The sequence below is a fragment of the Micromonospora sp. NPDC050187 genome, assembly GCF_044459745.1.
Taxonomy (GTDB): domain Bacteria; phylum Actinomycetota; class Actinomycetes; order Mycobacteriales; family Micromonosporaceae; genus Micromonospora.
In genome coordinates, this window is the sequence record NZ_JBITJH010000004.1 from 351,752 (window position 1) to 371,406 (window position 19,655).

The 19,655-nt window shown below is 74.1% G+C and carries 17 protein-coding genes; 8 read left to right on the forward strand and 9 right to left on the reverse strand.

Annotated features, from left to right (window positions below):
- Positions 1-210 precede the first annotated feature (210 nt).
- Both ACIBJE_RS09385 and ACIBJE_RS09390 read right to left on the reverse strand, forming a co-directional pair.
- Positions 211-2,796, reverse strand: a complete 2,586-nt coding sequence (locus ACIBJE_RS09385; RefSeq protein WP_396745448.1) for a DUF6493 family protein — start codon at positions 2,794-2,796, stop codon at positions 211-213.
- Positions 2,793-4,115 carry an SWIM zinc finger family protein gene (locus ACIBJE_RS09390; protein WP_396745451.1) on the reverse strand — a complete coding sequence of 441 codons (1,323 nt, stop codon included), beginning with the start codon at positions 4,113-4,115 and terminating at the stop codon, positions 2,793-2,795. The genes ACIBJE_RS09385 and ACIBJE_RS09390 overlap by 4 nt, the downstream gene beginning before the upstream one ends.
- Positions 4,116-4,261: 146 nt before the next feature.
- Here ACIBJE_RS09390 and ACIBJE_RS09395 point away from each other — a divergent pair, with 146 nt between their 5' ends.
- Positions 4,262-4,927 carry an SMI1/KNR4 family protein gene (locus tag ACIBJE_RS09395; RefSeq protein WP_396745454.1) on the forward strand — a complete coding sequence of 222 codons (666 nt, stop codon included), beginning with the start codon at positions 4,262-4,264 and terminating at the stop codon, positions 4,925-4,927.
- Between the two features lie 63 nt (positions 4,928-4,990).
- Here the strand turns inward: ACIBJE_RS09395 and ACIBJE_RS09400 are convergent, their stop codons facing one another.
- The 4 genes from ACIBJE_RS09400 to ACIBJE_RS09415 are packed head-to-tail and all read right to left on the reverse strand — an operon-like array spanning position 4,991 to position 9,188.
- Positions 4,991-6,031: an LLM class flavin-dependent oxidoreductase gene (locus ACIBJE_RS09400; RefSeq protein ID WP_396745457.1), complete on the reverse strand. Its 1,041-nt coding sequence runs from the start codon at positions 6,029-6,031 to the stop codon at positions 4,991-4,993.
- A 39-nt stretch (positions 6,032-6,070) separates the two neighbouring features.
- Complete coding sequence (locus ACIBJE_RS09405) at positions 6,071-7,063, reverse strand: zinc-binding dehydrogenase (protein WP_396745460.1); 993 nt, start codon at positions 7,061-7,063, stop codon at positions 6,071-6,073.
- Entirely contained in the window at positions 7,063-8,289 is a 1,227-nt protein-coding gene (locus ACIBJE_RS09410; RefSeq protein ID WP_396745463.1) for an amidohydrolase family protein, read from the reverse strand. The genes ACIBJE_RS09405 and ACIBJE_RS09410 overlap by 1 nt, the downstream gene beginning before the upstream one ends.
- 2 nt (positions 8,290-8,291) lie before the next feature.
- Entirely contained in the window at positions 8,292-9,188 is an 897-nt protein-coding gene (locus tag ACIBJE_RS09415; RefSeq protein ID WP_396745466.1) for an ABC transporter substrate-binding protein, read from the reverse strand.
- A 203-nt stretch (positions 9,189-9,391) separates the two neighbouring features.
- On the opposite strand from ACIBJE_RS09415, the gene ACIBJE_RS09420 reads away from it, so the two are divergent.
- The 7 genes from ACIBJE_RS09420 (at position 9,392) to rocD (ending at position 17,292) form a co-directional block, all read left to right on the forward strand.
- The gene (locus tag ACIBJE_RS09420; RefSeq protein WP_396745469.1) at positions 9,392-10,954 is read left to right on the forward strand and encodes a PucR family transcriptional regulator; all 1,563 of its coding nucleotides are present in this window, start codon (positions 9,392-9,394) and stop codon (positions 10,952-10,954) included.
- Positions 10,955-11,077: 123 nt separating this feature from the next.
- Positions 11,078-11,995, forward strand: coding sequence for an amino acid ABC transporter permease (locus ACIBJE_RS09425; RefSeq protein WP_396745472.1), 918 nt, complete (start codon positions 11,078-11,080; stop codon positions 11,993-11,995).
- The gene (locus ACIBJE_RS09430) at positions 11,992-12,762 is read left to right on the forward strand and encodes an amino acid ABC transporter ATP-binding protein (protein WP_377660902.1); all 771 of its coding nucleotides are present in this window, start codon (positions 11,992-11,994) and stop codon (positions 12,760-12,762) included. The genes ACIBJE_RS09425 and ACIBJE_RS09430 overlap by 4 nt, the downstream gene beginning before the upstream one ends.
- Before the next feature lie 39 nt (positions 12,763-12,801).
- The gene (locus ACIBJE_RS09435; RefSeq protein ID WP_396745475.1) at positions 12,802-13,704 is read left to right on the forward strand and encodes an arginase family protein; all 903 of its coding nucleotides are present in this window, start codon (positions 12,802-12,804) and stop codon (positions 13,702-13,704) included.
- Entirely contained in the window at positions 13,701-15,215 is a 1,515-nt protein-coding gene (argH, locus tag ACIBJE_RS09440; RefSeq protein ID WP_396745477.1) for an argininosuccinate lyase, read from the forward strand. The genes ACIBJE_RS09435 and argH overlap by 4 nt, the downstream gene beginning before the upstream one ends.
- Positions 15,212-16,021 carry a dimethylargininase gene (gene ddaH, locus ACIBJE_RS09445; protein ID WP_396745480.1) on the forward strand — a complete coding sequence of 270 codons (810 nt, stop codon included), beginning with the start codon at positions 15,212-15,214 and terminating at the stop codon, positions 16,019-16,021. The genes argH and ddaH overlap by 4 nt, the downstream gene beginning before the upstream one ends.
- Positions 16,018-17,292, forward strand: a complete 1,275-nt coding sequence (gene rocD, locus ACIBJE_RS09450) for an ornithine--oxo-acid transaminase (protein WP_396745483.1) — start codon at positions 16,018-16,020, stop codon at positions 17,290-17,292. Before ddaH ends, rocD begins: the two co-directional genes overlap by 4 nt.
- 85 nt (positions 17,293-17,377) lie before the next feature.
- On the opposite strand, the gene ACIBJE_RS09455 is transcribed toward rocD, so the two are convergent.
- The 3 genes from ACIBJE_RS09455 to ACIBJE_RS09465 form a co-directional block, all read right to left on the reverse strand.
- On the reverse strand, positions 17,378-17,617 hold the full coding sequence (locus ACIBJE_RS09455) for a hypothetical protein (RefSeq protein WP_145832906.1): 240 nt from the start codon (positions 17,615-17,617) through the stop codon (positions 17,378-17,380).
- Positions 17,618-17,683: 66 nt separating this feature from the next.
- Positions 17,684-18,631, reverse strand: a complete 948-nt coding sequence (locus tag ACIBJE_RS09460; RefSeq protein WP_396745486.1) for an STM4015 family protein — start codon at positions 18,629-18,631, stop codon at positions 17,684-17,686.
- Positions 18,632-18,637: 6 nt separating this feature from the next.
- On the reverse strand, positions 18,638-19,570 hold the full coding sequence (locus ACIBJE_RS09465; protein ID WP_396745489.1) for an STM4015 family protein: 933 nt from the start codon (positions 19,568-19,570) through the stop codon (positions 18,638-18,640).
- Positions 19,571-19,655 lie beyond the last annotated feature (85 nt).

The following is a 19,655-nucleotide window of genomic DNA, read 5'->3' on the forward strand; positions in this document are numbered from 1 at the left end:
TCGCGTTGGACGGGAGCGGGCGAGCCGGCGCAGCCGGTACGGGCGGACCCGGCGGTGGACAGCGGGAGAGGCGGCACGCCGCCGGTCCCGGAACCGGTCGGGGGTGGACGATCGGTGCGCCCATCCTGGTCAACGCGGTGACTCATGTCAATGGAAGGGGCGTCGGCCGAGGGAGGGCCGCCCGTGCGCCGGGCGGCCCGTCGTCGCCGGTTACCGGTCGAGCGCCTCGGCCAGCCGTCGCGCCTCGCGGACCAGTCGGCTCGACCCGCCCCGGCCGGCGACCTCGGCCAGCCCCGGCACCTCGATCCGCACACCGGTGCGGGCGGCCGTCTCGGCCGCCAGGCTCAGCAGGTCCGGGGTGCCCCGGGGCGCGGTCGGCGCGGCGAGCAGCGCCGGCAGGGCGGCGGCGAGCAGCCGCCAGGTGCTCAGCGGGGCACCGGCGGTGGCCGCGTCCCGCAGCGGGGACACCGCCCGGGTGGGCAGCACGTTGCCGTCGGTGACCAGCGTGCCGAGGTGCCCGCCGACAGCCGGGGCGTCCAGGGTGCCGGCGGCGGCGAGCAGCAGGAGGGCGTCGAGAGCGGCGATCCGGTCGGCCTCGTGCCGGGCCCCCAGGCCGTACGCCAGGGCCAGGTCGAGGGCGGGACCACCCGCGCCGCCGCTCTCGGCGAGCACCGGCAGGACCGCCGTGGCTCCCCGGACGTCCTGGTCGGCGGCGCTGGCGACCTCGGGCAGCGCGTGCGCCGCCACCACATTCGGATGCCAGGGCAGCACCGACGCCCAGAACGCCGCCCGGTCGCCCTGGTTGCCGCCGAGGGGCGCGGGCGGCACGGTGAGCAGCCCGAACCGGTCGGCGTACCCCTCGGGCGGGGTGAGCCGCACCTGCCGGCGCCGCTCGGGCAACTGGTCGTACTCCCAGTCGGTCGCCCAGCGGTTGGCGGGCTTGCGGCGTTCCCGGCGGGGCACGGTGAGGACCTCGGCGACCGGATCGGGCAGTCCACCGTCGCGCAGCCAGGTGGCGAGCCGGTCACCGGCCGGGCTGCGCAGCGCCCGCGCCTTCGCGGCGAGCGGCTCGTCGGACCCGGGGGGCAGCCGCAGCAACGCCTGGGTGAGGTCCCACCGCCACGGGCCGGCCGAGCCGAGGCGGGCGATCCGCTCGTAGAGGGCCATCGGGTCCACCGCCCCGGTGGCCGAGGTCGGCATGGCGAGCAGCCCCGGGTAGGCGGACTCGCCGATCCGCATGCCGACCTCGGCGATCCGGGCCCGCCACAGCCGGTGCGGGGCGGGCACCCGGGCCGGTGCGGGGTTCTGCAGGTCCGGCTCGGGCGTCCGACCGACCGCGGCCGTCAGCGCCTGCCACCGGCCACGCCGGTCGGCGGCCCGCGCCGGCTCGACCGCTGTGTACAGCACGCCGCCGACCAGCTCGCAGAGGCAGCACGGGTCCCACCGGTGTTCGTACATGCTGTGCCGGTGCCGGTCCAGCACCGGGACCAGCGCCCGGCGCAGGGCGGGCCGGTCGACGCCGGCCAGGCGGACCACCCCGTCGAGCACCCGGTCCAGTGCCAGCGCCTCCGTCCTGCCGTCCAGCAGGACCCCGACCTCCTCGGCCAGTTCGTCCGGGTCGGTGATCGGCGGTGGTGCGGCCGGCGGTCCGGCCGGCGGCGGCAGCTCGTCCCCGGCGACGGTGGCCACCGCCGGTGCGGGCGCGTGGCCGTGCCGGGCGGTCAGCGTGGCGACCCGGTCCCGGATGTCGGCGGCGGGGTGGTCGAGCGCCTCCGCGAGCACCTCGGCGATCTCGGCGGCCCGGTCCGGCAGCCGGCGGGCGAGCCGGTCGAGCCAGCTCAGCTGGGCCTTCACCAGGGCCTTGTCCGGCCGGGCCAGCACCGCCCGGGACGCGTCGAGCACGTCGGCGATCTCGGCGCCGTCCCACTGCCGCAGCGCCTTCTGGGCCATCGTCGCGACCGGCGCCGGGGCGTCCGCGAGCAGCCGCAGATAGCCGGCGGCCCGGTCGGCGACCTCCGTCCCGGTCGGGGCGAGCAGGTCGAGCAGGGCGGTGAAGGCGCGCAGCGCCGCCGGCCGGTCGTCGCGCAGCAGTCGGCTGAGGCACCCGTCGAGCAGGACCGCCCGGTCCAGCCGGCCGGTGCCGGCGAGCGCTGCCAGCGCCCGGGGCAGGGCCATCTTCTCCCGGGTCTCCGGGTCGTCCTTCTCCCGTGTCCAGAGGGCGTCGAACGACATGTTCACGCCGATGCCGTCGACCTCGAAGAGCCGGGGCAGCAGGGCGTCGAGGAACGGGTCGGCGGCCAGCCGTTCCGGCAGCGGGACGCCCCGCTGCCGCTGCTCCTGCGGCCAGCTCAGGTGCCGAACCCATCCGGTGACGAAGAGATCCCCGGTCGGCGGCGGGGCCTGCTCGGCGGCGAGCAGGGCGGCGATGAACTCCCACCCGTCGTCCGGGTCGGTGCGCGGCAACTTGTCCGCCAGGCGGTACGCCAGGTCGGCCAGCCAGGTCACGCCCCGCTCCCGCGCCACCTCGACCACCAGCTTGGCCTGCACCGCGCGCAGCGAGACCGACCGCCGGCCGAGCAGTTGGGCGGTCTGGGCGGCGCTGGGCAGGCAGCCCACCGCCACGACCGCCAGCGCGGTGGCCCGCGCGTCCCAGAACCAGGGGTTCTCCTGTTTGCGGATGTGGACCAGCAGGGCCTTCGCCATGTCGCGGCGCTGCTCGTCGGTGAGTCCGGTGACGGCCACCTTCGCGGCCCGGACGCCGCCGGTGTTCAGGTAGTCGAAGCGCCCGTCGGTCACGCCGGCACCTCCACCATGGACACGGCGAGCGCGTGCTTGCACGGTCCCCGTTCGCCCCGGTGCCGGCTCCACCAGCGGCAGGTGCAGGTGTACCCGCCGTCGGGGAGGCGGCGGACCCGGTAGACCTCGGTGCCGTGGCTGACCGTGGCGACGTCCCCGTCCCGGCCGACCGCCCCGGCCTCCACCAGCGCCCGCGCCCCGACCAGACGGGGATTGTCCCGCTCGGCCCGGCCGGCGTCGTACGGCAGCACCCGGTGGAAGTACGCCTGCTCGGCCACGTCGTACCCGACCCGGCCGGCGGTGCCCAACTGCACCAGGGCCGCCCGGACCCGCTCGTCGGTCAGGCCCGCCTGGGCGGCCATCGTCGGCACGTCGATCGTCGGATCCCAGGACAGCAGCGCGCTGACCAGCGCGGCGTCGTCGGTGACGTCGTCGGAGGCCAGGGACGCCAGGACGCCGCCCTCGCCGGAGAACCCCCGGTACGGCTCCGGCGACAGGGTCAGCGACAACCGCATTCCGCCGGTGTCCAACTCCCAGACGCTCGCCGCCGCCGGTGACCCGGCACCCACCGCCGGCCCGTACACCCGCAGCGTCGTGGCGAAGCGCAGCAGCCCGCGCAGCGCGGCCAACCGACCGGCCCCGGCCAGGCAGACCGCTCCCGGACCGGGGCGGGAGGTCAGCCGCAGCGTCCGGCCGGCCGGCACCGCCCAGAGCACCGACCGGTCGCCGGCGGACGGCAGCCGACGCAGGAACGCCGCCGCCTCGGTCGCCGGGACCTCGGCGCGCAGGGTCATCTCGGCGGCCAGCACGTGCACCTCGGCGAAGCCGCGCAGCCAGCGGGACGGCAGCGGCACCTTCTTCTCCACCACCGGACCGTCCATCGTCGACACGGTGAGGTCGTCCGGGCCGACCGACAGGTGCAGCGGGTCGAGGCCACCGACCCGGGCCAGCGCCTCCCGCAGCGGTGCGTTCACGTCCACGTTGGTGGTGCCGTGCTCGACGACGTCGCCGTCGAAGCCGATGGGGGAGACGTCGAGGCGCGCGTACACCCCGCAGCAGCCGGAGAAGGACTCGAACCGCAGCCGGTCCCGGCTGCCGGTGACCACCGGGTCCAGGCTCGCCGGGTTGACCGGCTGGTGGTAGCGGGTCCGGGCGACCTCGGCGACCGCCAGCAGCCCGGACGCGGCGGCCCGGGGCGCGGTGAGGAAGCCGACGAAGAACCGGGGGTTGGCCGAGGGGCCGCCGCTGGTCTGCAGTGCCAGGTCACCGTCGCTCAGGGCGGACGGTCGGAGGTAGCGGTACGTCTGAAGCGCGTTCACGGTCGCACACCGTACGGGTGACCACCGACACGTCCGCACGGCCGGGTCGGACCGGGCCGCAGGTCACCGCGGCCCGTCGGCGGGCCCGTGCCGGCGTACGGGTGGGCCGACGGTCGCTGTCGGTGGTCGCCGGTACGGTGCGCGCCATGACTGTCGACTGGTCCGACGTACCGCCCCGCCTCGCCCAACTGGCCGCCGACCCGCGGGCCGGGGAGGTCTTCGGCGCCGGCAGCCACGGTTTCGTCCTCGAACCCCCGCTGTCCGGCGCGGAACTGGCCGAGTTGGAGGGACAACTGCGGCTGGAACTGCCGGCCGAGTACCGGTCGTTCCTGGTGACGGCGGGCCGGGGTGGAGCCGGCCCGGCGTACGGGCTCTTCCCGCCGCGCCGGGTCGACCGACGGTGGCAGTGGGAGGGCGACGGCGCCGACCTGACCGACCTGGACACCCTCGACCAGCCCTTCGCGCACACCGAGGCGTTCAACCCGGCCGACGACCTCCCGCCGCAGCCGGACGAGGACGACTTCGACTCGCCCGAGGCGTTGGAGTCCGCCGAGGACGCCTACCAGGAGTTGTACGACTCGGTGGTCTACGACGACGCCCACTCCGTCGGCCTGCTCTACCTGTGCCACCTCGGGTGCGCCCTGCGGGAGGCGCTGGTGGTCAGCGGACCGGCACGTGGGCAGATGTGGGCCGACGACAGCGCCGACGGGGGTGGGTTCCGGCCGCTGCGCGACGAGGACGGCGTGCCGCTGGACTTCGCCCGCTGGTACCGGCGCTGGCTGGACTCCTGCCGCACGCCGGTCGCCGGCTGAGCCGGCCCGGCCGGTGCTGCTCGGCGACGTGTCCCGCACCGGGACCGGTCGGCTCCGCGCCGGTCACCCCGCCTCGGGTCGGCCGAAGGTGCGCAGCAGCCGGTCGAGCTGGTGCGGCGCGGCCGGGCGGACCAGTGGCAGGGTGACTCCGGCCTGCCGGTACGCGGCGATCCGGGCCCGCACGTCGTCGGCGGTGCCGGTGGCGGTCAGCGAGGTGACGTACCGCTCGGGCAGGATCTCCTGGAGCGCGGCCTTGCCGCCCCGGGCGAAGGCGTCGGCGAACCGGGGCAGGTCGTCCGGGTCGATGGTCGGCTCGCCCACCGACATCTTGGCCTTCGGCGTGGACGCATAGGTGAACTTGGTCGCCACCTCCCAGCGGATCGCGGCGACGGCGGTCTCCCGGTCGTCCTCGATGGAGGTGTTGACCAGCTGCGCCACGGTCAGCTCGGTCGGGTCCCGGTCGATCTTCTCGCAGCTGCGCCGGAGCAGCTCGACCGCGTTGGCCGAGTACTCCGGGGACGTCCCGGCATCCAGCAGCACGCCGTCGCCGAGCGCCGCCGCGTTGACCAGCCCCCGGCGGCTGGCGGCGGCGATCCAGATCGGGATGTCCGGCCGGAGCGGGGTGAAGTTCAGGGCCACGTCGTCGAGCTGCACCACCTCGCCCCGGTAGGTGACCCGTTCCCCGGTGAGCAGCGCCCGGATCGACTCGACGTACTCCCGGAGGGTGGTGACCGGGTCGGTCAACGGCCGGCCGTTGCGGGCGGCGTGCTTGGCGGTGAACGCCCCGACCACCAGGACGAGTCGTCCGCCGCTCAGCTCGTCGAGGGTGGCCGCCGTCTGCGCCATCACCAGCGGGCTGCGCAGCCGGACCACCTGGGTGGTGCCGAGGGTGACCCGCTCGGTGGCCAGCCCGAAAGCGGCGAGGGCGCTGACCGAGTCGCGGTTGGTGAACAGCGTCTCGGAGAAGAAGGCGGTGTCGAAACCGGCCCGCTCGGCGGCGGCGGCCGAGCCGGCCATCTGCCGGACGGACACCGCCGGGTCGTAGCCGAGCGCCAGTCCGACGCGTTCGGTGGCGGGACTCGGGGTGGGTGCGGTCGGGGTCACGGCAACTCCAGAAAGGCTGGGGCGGATCGGGGAGCGGGGTCAGCGGGTGAGGTCGAGCACGATCTTGCCGAGCAGGCCACCGCGTTCCAGGTGTTCCAGGGCGGCGGTGACCCCGGCCGCCGGGTACGCGGCGGCGAGCACCGGGCGGACCCCGTCCGGTGCCGCCCATGGCCGGGACCGCCGTAGGTCGGCGAGGATGGCGGCCTTCTCGGCGGCGGGCAGGCTACGCAGTGACCCGCCGGTCAGTACGAGCCGACGCCGGATCACGGTGCGCAGGCTGAGGCTGACCTCGTCGCCGCTGAGTACGCCGACACAGAGCCACCGGCCTCCGGTGCGCAACCCGGCCAGGGTGAGTTCGGCGACCGCCGCGCCGACCAGGTCGAGCACGATGTCGAAACCCTCCGGGGCCCGCTCGCGCAGGGTCCGCTCCGCGTCGGCCCTCGTGGACACGACGACCGGATCGGCACCGAGGGCCCGTACCCGTTCGGCCAGCTCGGCGGTGCGGACCGTGCCGGCGACGCTCGCTCCGAGCACCCGGGCCAGGCGGACGGCCATGGTGCCCACGCCGGAGTTGGCCGCGTGCACCAGCACCCGGTCGCCCGGGCGCAGACCGCCGAGCATCCGCAGGTTCCACCAGGCGGTGGCCAGGGCCTCCGGCAGCGCGGCGGCCTCCGTCATGCTCCACCCGTCGGGCACCGGCAACACCTGGGCCCGCGGCGCGACGACGTGGGTGGCGTACCCGCCGCTGCCGAGCAGAGCGCAGACCCGGTCACCGACCCGCAGGTCGGTGACCCCGCTGCCCAGTGCGACGATCCGACCGGCGCACTCCAGCCCGGGTACCGCCGACTCGCCCGCCGGCGGCCGGTAGTCGGCGTCGCGTTGCAGCAGGTCGGCGCGGTTGAGCCCGGCCGCGTGCACCTCGATCAGCACCTGGCCGGGGCCGGGCGTCGGGGTGGCGGCGTCGACCCAGACCGGCACCGGCGGCCCGGCGGGCGTCGCCGGTCCCGGGTCCTGGAAGAGCACGTGTCGCATCAGCGGCTCCCGGTGTCCGGGCCCGCGCCGGCGGCGACCCCGCCCGGCGACGGCCGGAACGGGGCAGGGGTGACCGCCCGGCCGTCCCGGACCAGTTCGGTGCCGTCCCGGAACACCCGGCGGACCCGCAGCTCCGGGTCGAGCACGACGATGTCGGCCGGTACGCCGGGCCGCAGCGTGCCGGCACCGGCCAGGTGGAGCGCGGCGGCGGGGTTGCGGGTCACCAGGGCCAGGGCGTCGGGCAGGTCGAGGGTGCCGGTGTCGACCAGCGCGCGGACGGTGGGCAGCAGCTCCACCCGGTAGGCGAAGTCCTCCCGGGTGCCGTCGGGCCGCGTCCGGGGCACCGAGGCGTTCCCGTCACTGCTGAGAGTGAGCCGGTCGGCCGGCACCCCCCGGTCGAGCAGTTCGGCGACCGCGTCGACCGGAGCCACCGCACCGGCGATGCGATCCGGGTTGATCAGCGGGTTGACGTCGACCCAGGAGCCGGCGGCACCGATCCGGGCGGCCAGGTCGAGTGTCCGGGGACCGTAGTTGGCATGGGTGACCTGGAGCCGGCGCGGGTCCGCTCCGGAGGCGTCCAGAGCGCGGGGGAGCAGGTCCGGGTCGCCGCCCGCGGTGCCGAGGTGCACGTGCAGCAGGGCCGCCCGGCCGGTGGCCCCGGCCGCCCACTCCAGCTCCCGCAGCAGCCGGGTGAGCTCGGCGAGGTCCGGGCAGGTGGCCTTGTGCTCGTACAGGGCCACCTTGACGCCGACCAGGTGCGGCAGCAGGTAGAGGTCCCGCAGCAGGGACCCGGTCAGGGTGGGCGGCGGCCAGTGGAACCCGCCGGCCATCACCCAGGCGCGTGGGCCGGCGACCGGCAGGGCGTACGCCCGGGCGAGCAGCGCCTCCGGGCCCTTGCTGACCGGGTCGACGCCGGGCATCCCGACGCAGGTGGTGGTGCCGGCCTCGACGATCACGTCGGCCGGCAGTTCCGGGATCCGGGAGTGGTATCCCGAGCCGCCGCCCCCGCCGACGATGTGCAGGTGCCCGTCGACCAGCCCGGGCACCACCAGCAGGCCGGTGCAGTCGTGGACCACCGCGTCCGGCGACCCGGTCGGTGGGCCGCCGGACGGGGGATCACCCGCCGCCGTCACGGCGAGGACGTCCCGTCCACCGACGACCACGTCGGCGGTGCCGGCCCGCTGCGGGGTGAACACGGTGCCGCCGCGCAGGACGGTGACGGTCATGGTCAGGCCGCCGGCTGGCCGTTGACGGTCACCGCCGGACGCAGGATGTCCGACAGGCCCCACTTCTCGCCGATCGTGGCGTAGGTGCCGTCCTCGATCAGCGCCTTGAGCGCCGCCACCACCGCGTCGCGCAGCTGCGTCTGCTTCTTGCTGACGCCGATGCCGACCGGGATCTCCGCGATTGGCTTGCCGATCAGCGTGTACTTGCCCGGTTCCTGCTCCTTCGTGACGTACCGGATGGACTCCGCGCCCCGGATGCTCACGTCGGCGCGACCCTGCTGCAACTGCAACAGCGCGTCGGCCGTGCCGTTGGTGGTCAGCTCCTGGACCGGCGGCTTGCCGGCGGCGGCGCAGACCCGGGTGTTGAAGTCGGTGAGCGCCGCCCGGTATCCGGTGTCGCCGCTGTCCACCGCCACCTTGTGCCCGCAGACGTCGGCCTCGGTCGGGAACTGGCCGGCCCGGTCGGCACGCGTGAACAGTTGAGGGCCGGTGGTGTAGTAGTCGACGAAGTCGACCGTGTCGCGGCGGGACTCCAGGTCCTGCATGGCGGACTGCACCAGGTCGACCCGGCCGGTGGCCAGGGACGGGATGTACTGCTCGTACTCCTGGGTGACGAACGTGACGGTGACGCCGAGCTTCTCGCCGATGGCCCGGGCCAGGTCGACGTCGAAGCCCTGCCGCTTCTCGCGGTCCTCGGTGCCCTCCGGCAGGTAGGACATCGGGGGATAGACCGGGCTGTTGCCGACGTTGAGCCGACCGGCGCTGCGGACCGACTCGGGGAGCATCGCGTTGAGCGGGTTGTCCGACGCCCTGCTGGCCGCCGGCTCGTCCGTGCCGCCGCAACCGGCGAGGAGCGCCGCCGCGACCGCCACGCTCACCCATGTGGCTGACTTCTTCACACCTGTCTCCTCCGGGTTCGCGGGTGATGGCGCACCCCACACCCCGCCTGACCGCCGCCGGTGATCGGCTGGCGTTGCCCCAGTCTTCAAGCGACCGCGCGGCTGTCGGAAGGCGACCTATTGTCACGTCGCCGCAGGTCGGACTGTACTTCATGTCGAAGACAGGCCGTCCATACATGATCGACGACAGGGGGTGGGGTCCGATGGCGGTGACCGTCGCGCAGGTTCTCGCACTGCCGGAACTGCGGCTGCGGATGGTGGCCGGCGGCACCGGTGTGGGCAACGAGGTGCGCTGGGTGCACGTCAGCGAGACGGTGGACCCGACGCCGTGGCTGCGCGGTGGGGAACTCCTGCTCACCACCGGTATGCGGATCACCGACCCGGAGGAGTTCGGGCCGTACCTGCACCGGCTCGCCGACGCCGGGCTGGCCGGACTCGGCTTCGGGGTCGGCCTCGACCACCCCGACGTCCCCGGACCCCTGCGGGCCGCCGCCGAGGAACGCGGCCTGCCCGTGCTGGAGATCCCGGTCGACGCGCCCTACGTGGCGATCTCCGAGGGCGTGTCCAACCTGCTCGCCGCCGAGCGCTACGACACCATCGCCCGCGCCTTCGACGCCCAGCAGACGCTGACCGCCGCCGCGTTGGAGTCCGGACGGGGCGGCATCGTCACCGCGATCTCCCGGGCGGTCGACGGCTGGGCGGTGCTCACCGACACGGCGGCCACCGTCGTCCGGGCCTGGCCGCCGGAGGCCGGCGAGCGGCTGCCCGCCCTGCTCCCGGACCTCATGCGCACCCGGGAACGGGGCATCCGGGCGAGCAGCGCGGTGGTCACCCCGCGCGAGTCCATCGCGATCCACACCCTCGGCGCCCGGGGCCGGATGCGCGGCTTCCTGGTCGCCGGCGTGCCGGGTCGGGCCAGCGACTACAGCCGGATGGTGCTGGCCGGCGGGGTGGCCCTGCTGTCGCTGGAGATGGAACGTTCGCAGGCGGCCAGCCGGCAACTGCGCCGGTTGCGCGCCGACACCCTGCTCCAACTGCTCCGTGGCGCGATCGCGCCGACGGTGGCCCACCAGCACGTCACCGGCTGGGACCTCGACGCCACCGCCCTGCGGGTCGCCACGTACCTCTGCGACGCGAGCCGGGGCGACCCGCTGGGCGACCGGGTGAACGAGCTGATGAGCGAGGCCAACCTGCCCGGCGCGGTGGTGGTCCAGACCACCGGCCGGCAGGCCCGGGTCACCGTGCTCACCGACGGCTCGGACCGCACCGCCCGCGCCCTCGCCCGACTGGCCTCGGTCCGGCCCACCGTCGCGCTCGGCCTGGGCGACGTGGTGCCCGTCGAACGCGTCACGCACTCGCACCGCGCGGCCAGTCACGCCGCCGAGGTCGGCCAGGCCGAACGGCGGGCGGTGACCCGCTTCGACGATCTGGAAGCCCTCCAGATGCTGTTCCACGCCCAGTCACCCCAGGCGCTCGCGGGCTTCGTCCGCCGGGTGCTCGGCCCGCTCCAGCAGCACGACGGTGGTCGGGACGGGACCCTGCTGGCCACCCTGCGCGCGTTCCTCGCGCACAACGGGCACTGGAACGAGACCGCCGCCGAACTCGGCATCCACCGGCACACCCTGCGGGCCCGGGTCGAGCGCATCGAGCGGATCACCGGCCGTGACCTCGCCTCCGCCTACGAACGCATGGAGCTGTGGCTCGCCCTACTCGCCGACGGCGCCGCCGACCCGGACGACACCCGCCCGACACCCGACCGGACGTAGCGCCGACCCGGCACTCGGTAGGACAGAAAGTCCTGGTCAGGGCGGTCTCATTGGACCTCCTGTCAGGTACCGCACCCCCGTCGTCGCCGGTGAGACTCGGCGAAAGCACCGACGGGAGGCACCATGACCAGCACGGACCGGGGTGGAACCGCCACCTCGCCGGCACCGGGACCGGGACAACTCGCCGGCCTGCCCCGGGTGCCGCTACGGCATCACGGCCGCTGGGTCTCGGCGGCGCTGGTGCTCGCCCTGCTCGCGCTGCTCGCCCGGGCCTTCGCCCAGGGCAGCATCGAGTGGCCGGTGGTCGGCCGGTACCTGACCGCCGGGGCGATCCTGCACGGACTGGGCAACACCATCGTGATCACGCTCTGCTCGATGGCGGTGGCCATCGTCCTCGGCGTCGTGGTCGCGGTGATGCGGATGTCGGCCAACCCGGTGACCCGGACCGTCGCCTTCGGCTACGTCTGGCTGTTCCGGGGCGTGCCGGTGCTGCTGCAACTGCTGATCTGGTACAACCTGGCGCTGGTCTTCCCGACCATCGGCTTCGGCAGCTTCCAGGCCCGCACCATCGACGTGATGACGCCGTTCGTGGCGGCCCTGCTCGGGCTGGGCATCAACATGAGCGCCTATACCGCCGAACTCGTCCGCGCCGGCATCCTGGCGGTCGACCGGGGCCAGATCGAGGCCGCCCAGGCGCTCAGTCTCACCCCGGGGCAGATCCGCCGCCGGGTGGTCCTGCCCCAGGCGATGCGGGTGATCGTGCCGCCGCTGGGCAACGAGTTCATCAGCACCCTGAAGATGTCCTCGCTCGCTGCGGTGATCACCTACGGCGAGATCCTGGAGAGCGCCGAGTTCATCTACTACGCCAACAACCGGGTCATCGAACTGCTCATCGTGGCGGCGATCTGGTACCTGGTGGTCGTTTCGGTGCTCAGCGTGATCCAACACTTCGTCGAACGACGGTTCGGCCGGGGCTTCCAGCACACCACCCGCCGGGCCGTTCGCGCCCTCGCGCGCCGAGAGAAGGAGAACCCGGCGTGACCGGCACACCCGTCGTCCAGGCCATCGGGATCCACAAGTCGTTCGGACCGGTCCACGTGCTGCGGGGGGTGTCCCTGACCGTGCACGCCGGGGAGGTGCTCTGCGTGATGGGGCCGTCCGGGTCGGGCAAGAGCACCTTCCTGCGCTGCGTCAACCAACTCGAACGCATCGACGACGGCGAGCTGTGGGTCCGCGACGAGCTGGTCGGCCACCGGGTGCGCCAGGGCCGGCTGTACGAGCTGAACGAGCGGGAGATCGCCCGACAGCGGCGCGGGATCGGCATGGTCTTCCAGCGGTTCAACCTCTTCCCGCACATGACGGCGCTCGGCAACGTGGTGGAGGGGCCGCTGCGCGCCCTGCGGCACAACCGCGCCGACGCCACCGCCGCCGCCCGTCGGCTGCTCGACCGGGTGGGTCTCAGCGACAAGTACGACGCGTACCCGGCACAGCTCAGCGGCGGACAGCAGCAGCGGGTCGCGATCGCCCGGGCGCTGGCCATGCAGCCGTACCTCATGCTCTTCGACGAGCCCACCTCCGCCCTCGACCCGGAACTGGTCGGCGAGGTGCTCGACGTGATGAAGACCCTCGCCGCCGACGGCATGACCATGGTCGTCGTCACCCACGAGATCGGCTTCGCCCGCGAGGTCGGCGACACGCTCGTCTTCATGGACGACGGTGTCGTCGTGGAGAGCGGCTCCCCGGCCGACGTGCTCGGCGCCCCCCAGCACCCCCGGACCCGGGAGTTCGTCTCCCGTGTCCTCGGCTGAACCCACCAACCACCGTCGTCGCACAGCGAGAGGTCAGGAATGCCACGTCGTCACCAGCCGCGGACGTTCGACCTGTGGGGGGTCCCCTTCGACGGGGGCTCCACCCTGGGTTGGCCGGGTTCGCGCTATGCGCCCGCCCGGGTCCGCGAGGCACTGGGCTGGATCACCCAGCGCATCGAGAACGGTGCCATCTACTCCCTGGACAGCGACTCGGTGCACGAGGTCGGCGACGACCTGCTGCGCGACCGGGGCGACGTGGACGTCGTCGGCCACGACATCCACGCCACCCTCGACGCCTGTTCCGCCGCCGTGGCGGCCTCGCTGCGGGAGGGCCGGTCGCCGATCGTCATCGGCGGCGACGACTCGGTTCTCTTCCCCTGCGCCCGGGGTGTGCACGAGGCCCTGCCCGGACGGGTCGGGGTCATCCACTTCGACGCCCACCTCGACCTGATGGACCACAACCGGTACCAGGGCCGGGTCAGCCAGTCCAGCGGCATGCGCCGCAGCCTGGAACTCGACCGGATCAACGCCGACGACTGCATCCAGGTCGCCGTCCGACACTTCAACTTCCCGTCCTCGGCGACCTTCAAGCGCACGTCCGGACTGCCCCACATCACCGCCCGGGAGTTCCAGGCGCTCGGCCCGGTCTCCGCCGTCGAGCAGATCCTCGACCGGGTCTCCGGCGCCGACCACCTCTTCCTCTCCTTCGACATCGACGCGATCGACCCGGCGTTCGCCCCCGGAGCCGGCGCGCACGAACCGGGCGGCCTCACCTCCGGCGAGGCGCTGGAGGCCGTCCGGCTGCTCGCCCCGCACTGCGACGCGTTCGCCGTCACCGAGGTCAACCCGCTCACCGACCACCCCACGTCGACCACCGCCACGCTCACCGCGTACCTGTTGTTCCACTTCGCCGTCTTCGGCGCCGGAGGAGCCCGTCGATGACCACCGACCACGACCACCAGGGTTTCCGGGCCACCGGCGTCCGGTTGACCGAGGAACAGCTGCCGCACCTGCGCAGCCACCGCACGGAACTGCTCGGCGACTCCCTGCCGGCGATCCACGCCTTCGACAAGGCCCACGCGGTGATGCTCACCGAACAGGGCCTGCTCGACCCGGCCACCGGCCGGGCCATCGTCGCCGCCCTGCGGGAGATGGACGTCCGGGGTGTCGCCGAGACCCGGATCGCCGCCGGTGGCGGGATGCACTCCGGCGAGCAGTACCTCACCGCCACCCTCGGTCCGGACACCGGCGGCCGGATCCACCTCGGCCGCAGCTCCGGCGACCTGATCGAGGTGGCCCGCCGGATGACGATCCGCTGGCACCTGCACGCGCTCCTGCCCGCCCTGACCGGCCTGCGGGGCGTCCTGCTCGACCTGGCCGAGGCGCACACCGACACGGTGATGCCCGGCTACACCCACGGCCAGCACGCCCAACCGACCACGTTCGCGCACTGGGCGACCATGTTCGAGCAGGCCTTCGCCCGGGACACCGAACGGCTGTTCGGGCTGTACGGCCGGCTCAACCTCTCACCGGCCGGGGCCGCCATCCTCACCGGCAGCGACCTGCCGGTCGACCGGCACCGGGTCGCCGACCTGCTCGGCTTCGACGCCCCGTTGCCGCACACCATGGACGCGATCCTCAGTCACGACCTGGAGATGGAGACGGCGGCGTTGCTCGCCACCACCGGTGCCACCCTGGCCCGGCTCGCCGACGACCTCTACCTGTGGTCGACCTCCGAGTTCGGCTACGTGGAACTGCCCGACCGGTACTGCGGCACGAGCAGCATCATGCCGCAGAAGAAGAACCCCGACGCCCTGGAGGACGTCAAGTCGGTCGCCACCCAGGCCCTGGCGGCCCTGGTCGGGGTGATCACCGCCGAACGCGGCCCGACCGGCTTCCCGATCCTCGAACGCCGCTACTCGCAGCAGGCGCTCTGGTCGATGTGCGGGTCGATCTCCGGCAAGCTCCGCGACTGCGCCGGGATCCTCGCCGACCTGCGCGTCGACCGGAACCGGTTGGCCGCCCAGGCGGGTGCGCACTGGGCCCAGGTGACCGACGTCGCCACCGCCCTGGTCCGGCACACCGGGCTCGACTGGCGGCACGCCCACCAGGTCGTCGGTGTGTTCGTCCGGCTCGGCATCGAGCGCGGGGTGACCGCCCCGGCGGCCACCCCCGCCCTGCTCGACGACGCGGCCCGGCAGGTGCTCGGCCGCGACAGCGGCCTGACCCCGGAGCAGTTCGCCGAGGCGATGGACCCGCACGCGTTCGTGGTCCGGCGGACCCTCTACGGCGGCCCGGCACCGGCGGCGGTCCGACGGGAGGCGGCCCGTTTCGCCGAGCGGCTCGCCGCCGACCGGCAGCACGTCGGCGACCTGCGGCAGCGGGTCGCCCGCGCCGAGGCGGCCCTGGAGGCGGCCGTCGACGACATCCTCACCCGGGACGACCCACGATGATTCGCACCGCCACCCGGCGTGAGTACCTCATGTGCCCGCCGGCCCACTTCGACGTCACCTACTCGATCAACCCCTGGATGGACCCGGCGGTGCCGGTCGACCGGGCCCGCGCGACCGCCCAGTGGACGCGGCTGTGCGAGACGTACCGCCAGCTCGGCCACACCGTGCACCTGGTCGACCCGGTGCCCGGTCTGGTCGACATGGTCTTCGCCGCCAACTGCGGCCTGGTGCTCGACTCCCTGGTCTACGGCGCCCGGTACCGCAACGTCGAACGGGCGCCCGAGGCCCCCGCCTACCGGGCCTGGTTCACCGCGGCGGGGTTCCCCAGCGTCCGACCGCCCGAGCACGTCAACGAGGGGGAGGGCGACTTCGCGGTCACCCGGGACCTGGTGCTCGCCGCCAGCGGCTTCCGCACCGAACCGGCCGCGCACGGCGAGGCGCAGGAGTTCCTCGGCCGGCCGGTGGTGTCGCTGTGCCTGACCGACCCGCGCTTCTACCACCTGGACACCGCGCTGTTCGTCCTCGACGACGACACCGTCGCCTACTACCCGGCGGCGTTCTCCCCGGGCAGCCGACGGGCCCTGGCGCACCTGTTCCCCGACGCCCTGCTGGCCACCGAGGCCGACGCGCTCGCCCTCGGGCTGAACTCCGTCAGCGACGGGGCAAACGTGGTGGTCGCGCAGGCCGCCACCGACCTGATCGCCCAACTCGCCGCCCGGGGCTACCGGCCCGTCCCGGTCGACCTGTCCGAGCTGGCCAAGGCCGGCGGCGGGGCCAAGTGCTGCACCCTGGAGATCCGCCGATGAGCATCCGAACCGAGGCCGCCGACCGGACCCGCACCCGCGCCGCGATCAGCCGGGAGGAGGCGGTCCTCGCCCACAACTACCACCCACTGCCGGTCGTCGTCGCCGAGGCCGCAGGAGCCTGGGTCACCGACGTCGACGGTCATCGCTACCTCGACCTGCTGGCCGGATACTCGGCGCTGAACTTCGGCCACGGTCACCCGAGGCTGCTCGCCGCCGCCCGGGAACAGTTGGCCAAGGTGACCCTGACCAGCCGCGCCTTCCACAACGACCGGCTCGGCCCGTTCGCCGCCAAACTCGCCGCGCTGGCCGGAATGGACCTGGTCCTGCCGATGAACACCGGCGCGGAGGCGGTGGAGACCGGGGTCAAGGTCGCCCGCCGCTGGGCGTACGAGGTCAAGGGTGTCCCCGCCGACCGGGCGACCATCGTCGTGGCCGCCGGCAACTTCCACGGCCGGACCACCACGATCGTCAGTTTCTCCACCGACCCGCAGGCCCGGGCCGGGTTCGGCCCGTTCACCCCCGGCTTCACCGTCGTGCCGTACGACGACCTCCCGGCCCTGGAGGCCGTCGTCGACGAGCACACCGCCGCCGTGCTCATCGAACCGGTGCAGGGCGAGGCCGGTGTGGTCGTTCCCGCCGACGGCTACCTCGCCGGGGTCCGCCGGATCTGCACCGAGCGGCAGGCGCTGTTTGTCGCCGACGAGATCCAGTCGGGGCTGGGGCGGACGGGCACGACGTTCGCCTGCGAGCGGGCCGGCGTCCGCCCGGACGTGTACCTGCTCGGCAAGGCGCTCGGCGGTGGCATCGTCCCGCTCTCCGCCGTGCTCGCCGACCGGGCCGTCCTCGGTCTGCTCCAGCCGGGTGAACACGGCAGCACCTTCGGCGGCAACCCGCTGGCGGCGGCGGTCGGTGAGGCCGTGGTGGACCTGCTCGGCACCGGCGAGTACCAGGCCCGGGCCCGCCGCCTCGGCGCCGTCCTGCGGGAGGGGCTCGACGCCATGATCGGCGACGGCGTCACCGCCGTGCGCAGCGCGGGCGCGTGGGCCGGCATCGACATCGACCCGGCCCTGGCCACCGGGCGGCACATCTGCGCCGCGCTGGCCGGGCGGGGCGTGCTGGTCAAGGACACCCATGGTTCCACCATCCGGATGGCACCCCCGCTGGTCGCCACCGACGACGACCTCCGGTGGGCGCTGGACCAGCTGCGGGAGGTGCTGGCGACCTGCCGCGCGACCGCCGCCCGGCCGGGGCCGGTGAGCGCCGGAGGCTGACGGCACGACGGCCGCCGCCCCCCCCCCCCGGGCGGGGCGGCGGCCGGGTTCCCGAATGGTGGTCGGTCGGTCGGTCGAACGGTGGTCAGTCGGTCTGCCGGGCGGCGCGCTCCCGGTCGGCGTCGGCGTCGGCCGCGCCGACCGGAACCCCATCACCGTCCCGGTTCGCCCCGGTCAGGTCGACGTCGGCGCCGGCCCGGGCGGCGTCGGCCGCCGCGTCGTCCGCGCCGACGATCGCGTCGGTCGGCTCAGGACCGCTGCCGTCGTCCTCGTTCCGCAGGCCGGTGGCGGCCAGTGGTAGTGCCGCGTACCTCGGGTCGCTCATCAGGTCCTCCTCGGCGTCCGGTTGCCCTGGTGCTACCCAGGCCGGGCCGTCCCGAACCGGCACGGGTCACTCCCCGACGGCGGTGTACCGGTAGCTCTCCCCGTCGTCCTCCTCGTCCTCCCGTGGGTCGGACACGTCCACCCGCACCCCGGGCAGGGCGGCGACCAGCGCGGCGGCCGTCTCCACATCCAGGTAGTGGTGGTGCAGGTCGAGTTCGGTCAGGTGGGTCAGCGGCTGACCGGCCAGCAGTGCGGCGGCACCCCGCTCGCCGAGCGTGCCCAGCGACAGGTCGAGGCGTTCCAGCCGGGGCACCACCGTCGCGGTCGACAGCGCCTCGGCCAGGTCGTCGGCGATCTCGGCGTTGCGCAGCCCGAGGCGGCGCAGCGCCGGGAAGCGCTCGCCGGCCAGCAACGGGGCCAGGTCCGTCACGTCCGTGGTACCGCCGTAGTCAGGGGTGCCGAGCCACAGCTCCAGGTCGGTCAGGGCGGGCAGCTCCGAGTCGAGCACCGCCCGGGTGAACGCCGGGGACAGCCCGCCGGTCTCCACCGCCAGCTCGCGCAGCCGCTCGTGCTTCACCGGCGCAAAGGCGAGATCCTTACCGCCCCGGACCCGCAGCACCTCCAGCTCCGGGTACGCCGCGAGCAGCGGGCTGACGTCACCGACCCGCATCCACGAGACCTCGCACTCCTCGGAGGTCATGTCGCCGAGGAACAGCGCCCGCAGCGCCGGCAGCCGGGGTGCCGCAGCGCAGAGCTGCGAGATCGGGGCGACATTGAACGCCGCGTACCCCCAGGGGCCGATGACCAGCGACTCCACCGACGGCCCGACCTTCGCGAGGAACTCGTCGAACGCGCCGCGGAACGGCTCGGACGGGGTGTACCCGGCGGAGGTGTCGAACTCGTTGTGGGAGAACCGCCAGGACACCGGGGTGTCCAGGGTCGGCAGTGGCTCGTCCAGGAGAAAGTCGACCACCGGCCGGCCGGCGAAGGACTGCGCGTGGTTGACGAAGGTCATCGCCGGTCACTCCCCGACGGCGGTGAAGCGGTACTCGCGGCCGCTGTAGACCTCGACCTTCTGGGCGTCCGAGAGGTCGACGTCGACACCGGGAAGCGCGGCCACCACGCGCTGCTGCGCCTCGTCGGACAGGAAGTGGTGCGCCAGGTCGAGCCGACGCAGGTGGGTCAACGACTGGCCGGCCAGCAGCGCGTCCAGGCCGTCGTCGGTGAGCACCCCCATCGACAGGTCGAGCACCTCCAGCCGGGCGACGATCGGAGCGTCGGCGACCATCCGGGCGACCGCGTTGGCGATCTCGCTGTTGCACAGCCCCAGGTGGCGCAGCGCCGGCAGCCCGGCGCCGGCCAGCACCGGGGCGAGTTCCTCCCGGCCGGTGCTCGCGCCGTAGTCGGTGCGGCCGAGCCAGAACACCAGCCGTTCCAGTGCCGGCAGCTGGGACTCGCCCACCGCCTGGACCAGCGGGCCGGGCAGCCCGCCGGACTCGAAACGCAGCTCCCGCAGCCCGTCGTGCCGCACCGGGCTCAGCATGAGCTCCTTGCCGCCGCGCACCCAGAGCGTCTCCAGGGCCGGGTAGGCGGTCAGCAGGGGGGTGATGTCGGTCAGCGTCAGCCAGGAGATCTCACACTGTTCGAAGACCAGGTCGGCGAGGAAGATCGCGCGCAGCCCGGTCCACTCGGTCGCCGCGTCCACCAGCAGCTCGACCGGCAGCGCCCGCTCGTACGCGCTGCCCCACTCACCGACCACCACCGCCCGGACGGCCTCGGCGGGCACCGTCGCCCGGAACGTCGCCACCAGGTCGGCGAACTCCTCGGGCTCGGCCTCGAACTCCTCGACCTCCAGCCTCCAGGCCACCGCCGACGGATCCTCCGGCAGGGGCTCCCCGGGGGTGAAGAGCCGCACCGGTAACCCGGCGAACGACGACGCATGCGAGCTGATCACGACAACCTCCGGTCGGACGGGTAGGCCAGCGGCGCGACGCTAACAGCCCCGACCGACAACGTGATCAGTGGTGGCCCCCTCCGCT

Excerpts from the sequence above, each read along its gene's own strand:
- ACIBJE_RS09395 (WP_396745454.1), top strand. The coding sequence starts at position 4,262 with ATGACTGTCGACTGGTCCGACGTACCGCCCCGCCTCGCCCAACTGGCC.
- ACIBJE_RS09405 (WP_396745460.1), bottom strand. The coding sequence starts at position 7,063 with ATGCGACACGTGCTCTTCCAGGACCCGGGACCGGCGACGCCCGCCGGG.
- ACIBJE_RS09410 (WP_396745463.1), bottom strand. The coding sequence starts at position 8,289 with ATGACCGTCACCGTCCTGCGCGGCGGCACCGTGTTCACCCCGCAGCGG.
- ACIBJE_RS09420 (WP_396745469.1), top strand. The coding sequence starts at position 9,392 with ATGGCGGTGACCGTCGCGCAGGTTCTCGCACTGCCGGAACTGCGGCTG.
- ACIBJE_RS09425 (WP_396745472.1), top strand. The coding sequence starts at position 11,078 with ATGACCAGCACGGACCGGGGTGGAACCGCCACCTCGCCGGCACCGGGA.
- ACIBJE_RS09435 (WP_396745475.1), top strand. The coding sequence starts at position 12,802 with ATGCCACGTCGTCACCAGCCGCGGACGTTCGACCTGTGGGGGGTCCCC.
- argH (WP_396745477.1), top strand. The coding sequence starts at position 13,701 with ATGACCACCGACCACGACCACCAGGGTTTCCGGGCCACCGGCGTCCGG.
- ddaH (WP_396745480.1), top strand. The coding sequence starts at position 15,212 with ATGATTCGCACCGCCACCCGGCGTGAGTACCTCATGTGCCCGCCGGCC.
- rocD (WP_396745483.1), top strand. The coding sequence starts at position 16,018 with ATGAGCATCCGAACCGAGGCCGCCGACCGGACCCGCACCCGCGCCGCG.
- ACIBJE_RS09455 (WP_145832906.1), bottom strand. The coding sequence starts at position 17,617 with ATGAGCGACCCGAGGTACGCGGCACTACCACTGGCCGCCACCGGCCTG.
- ACIBJE_RS09460 (WP_396745486.1), bottom strand. The coding sequence starts at position 18,631 with ATGACCTTCGTCAACCACGCGCAGTCCTTCGCCGGCCGGCCGGTGGTC.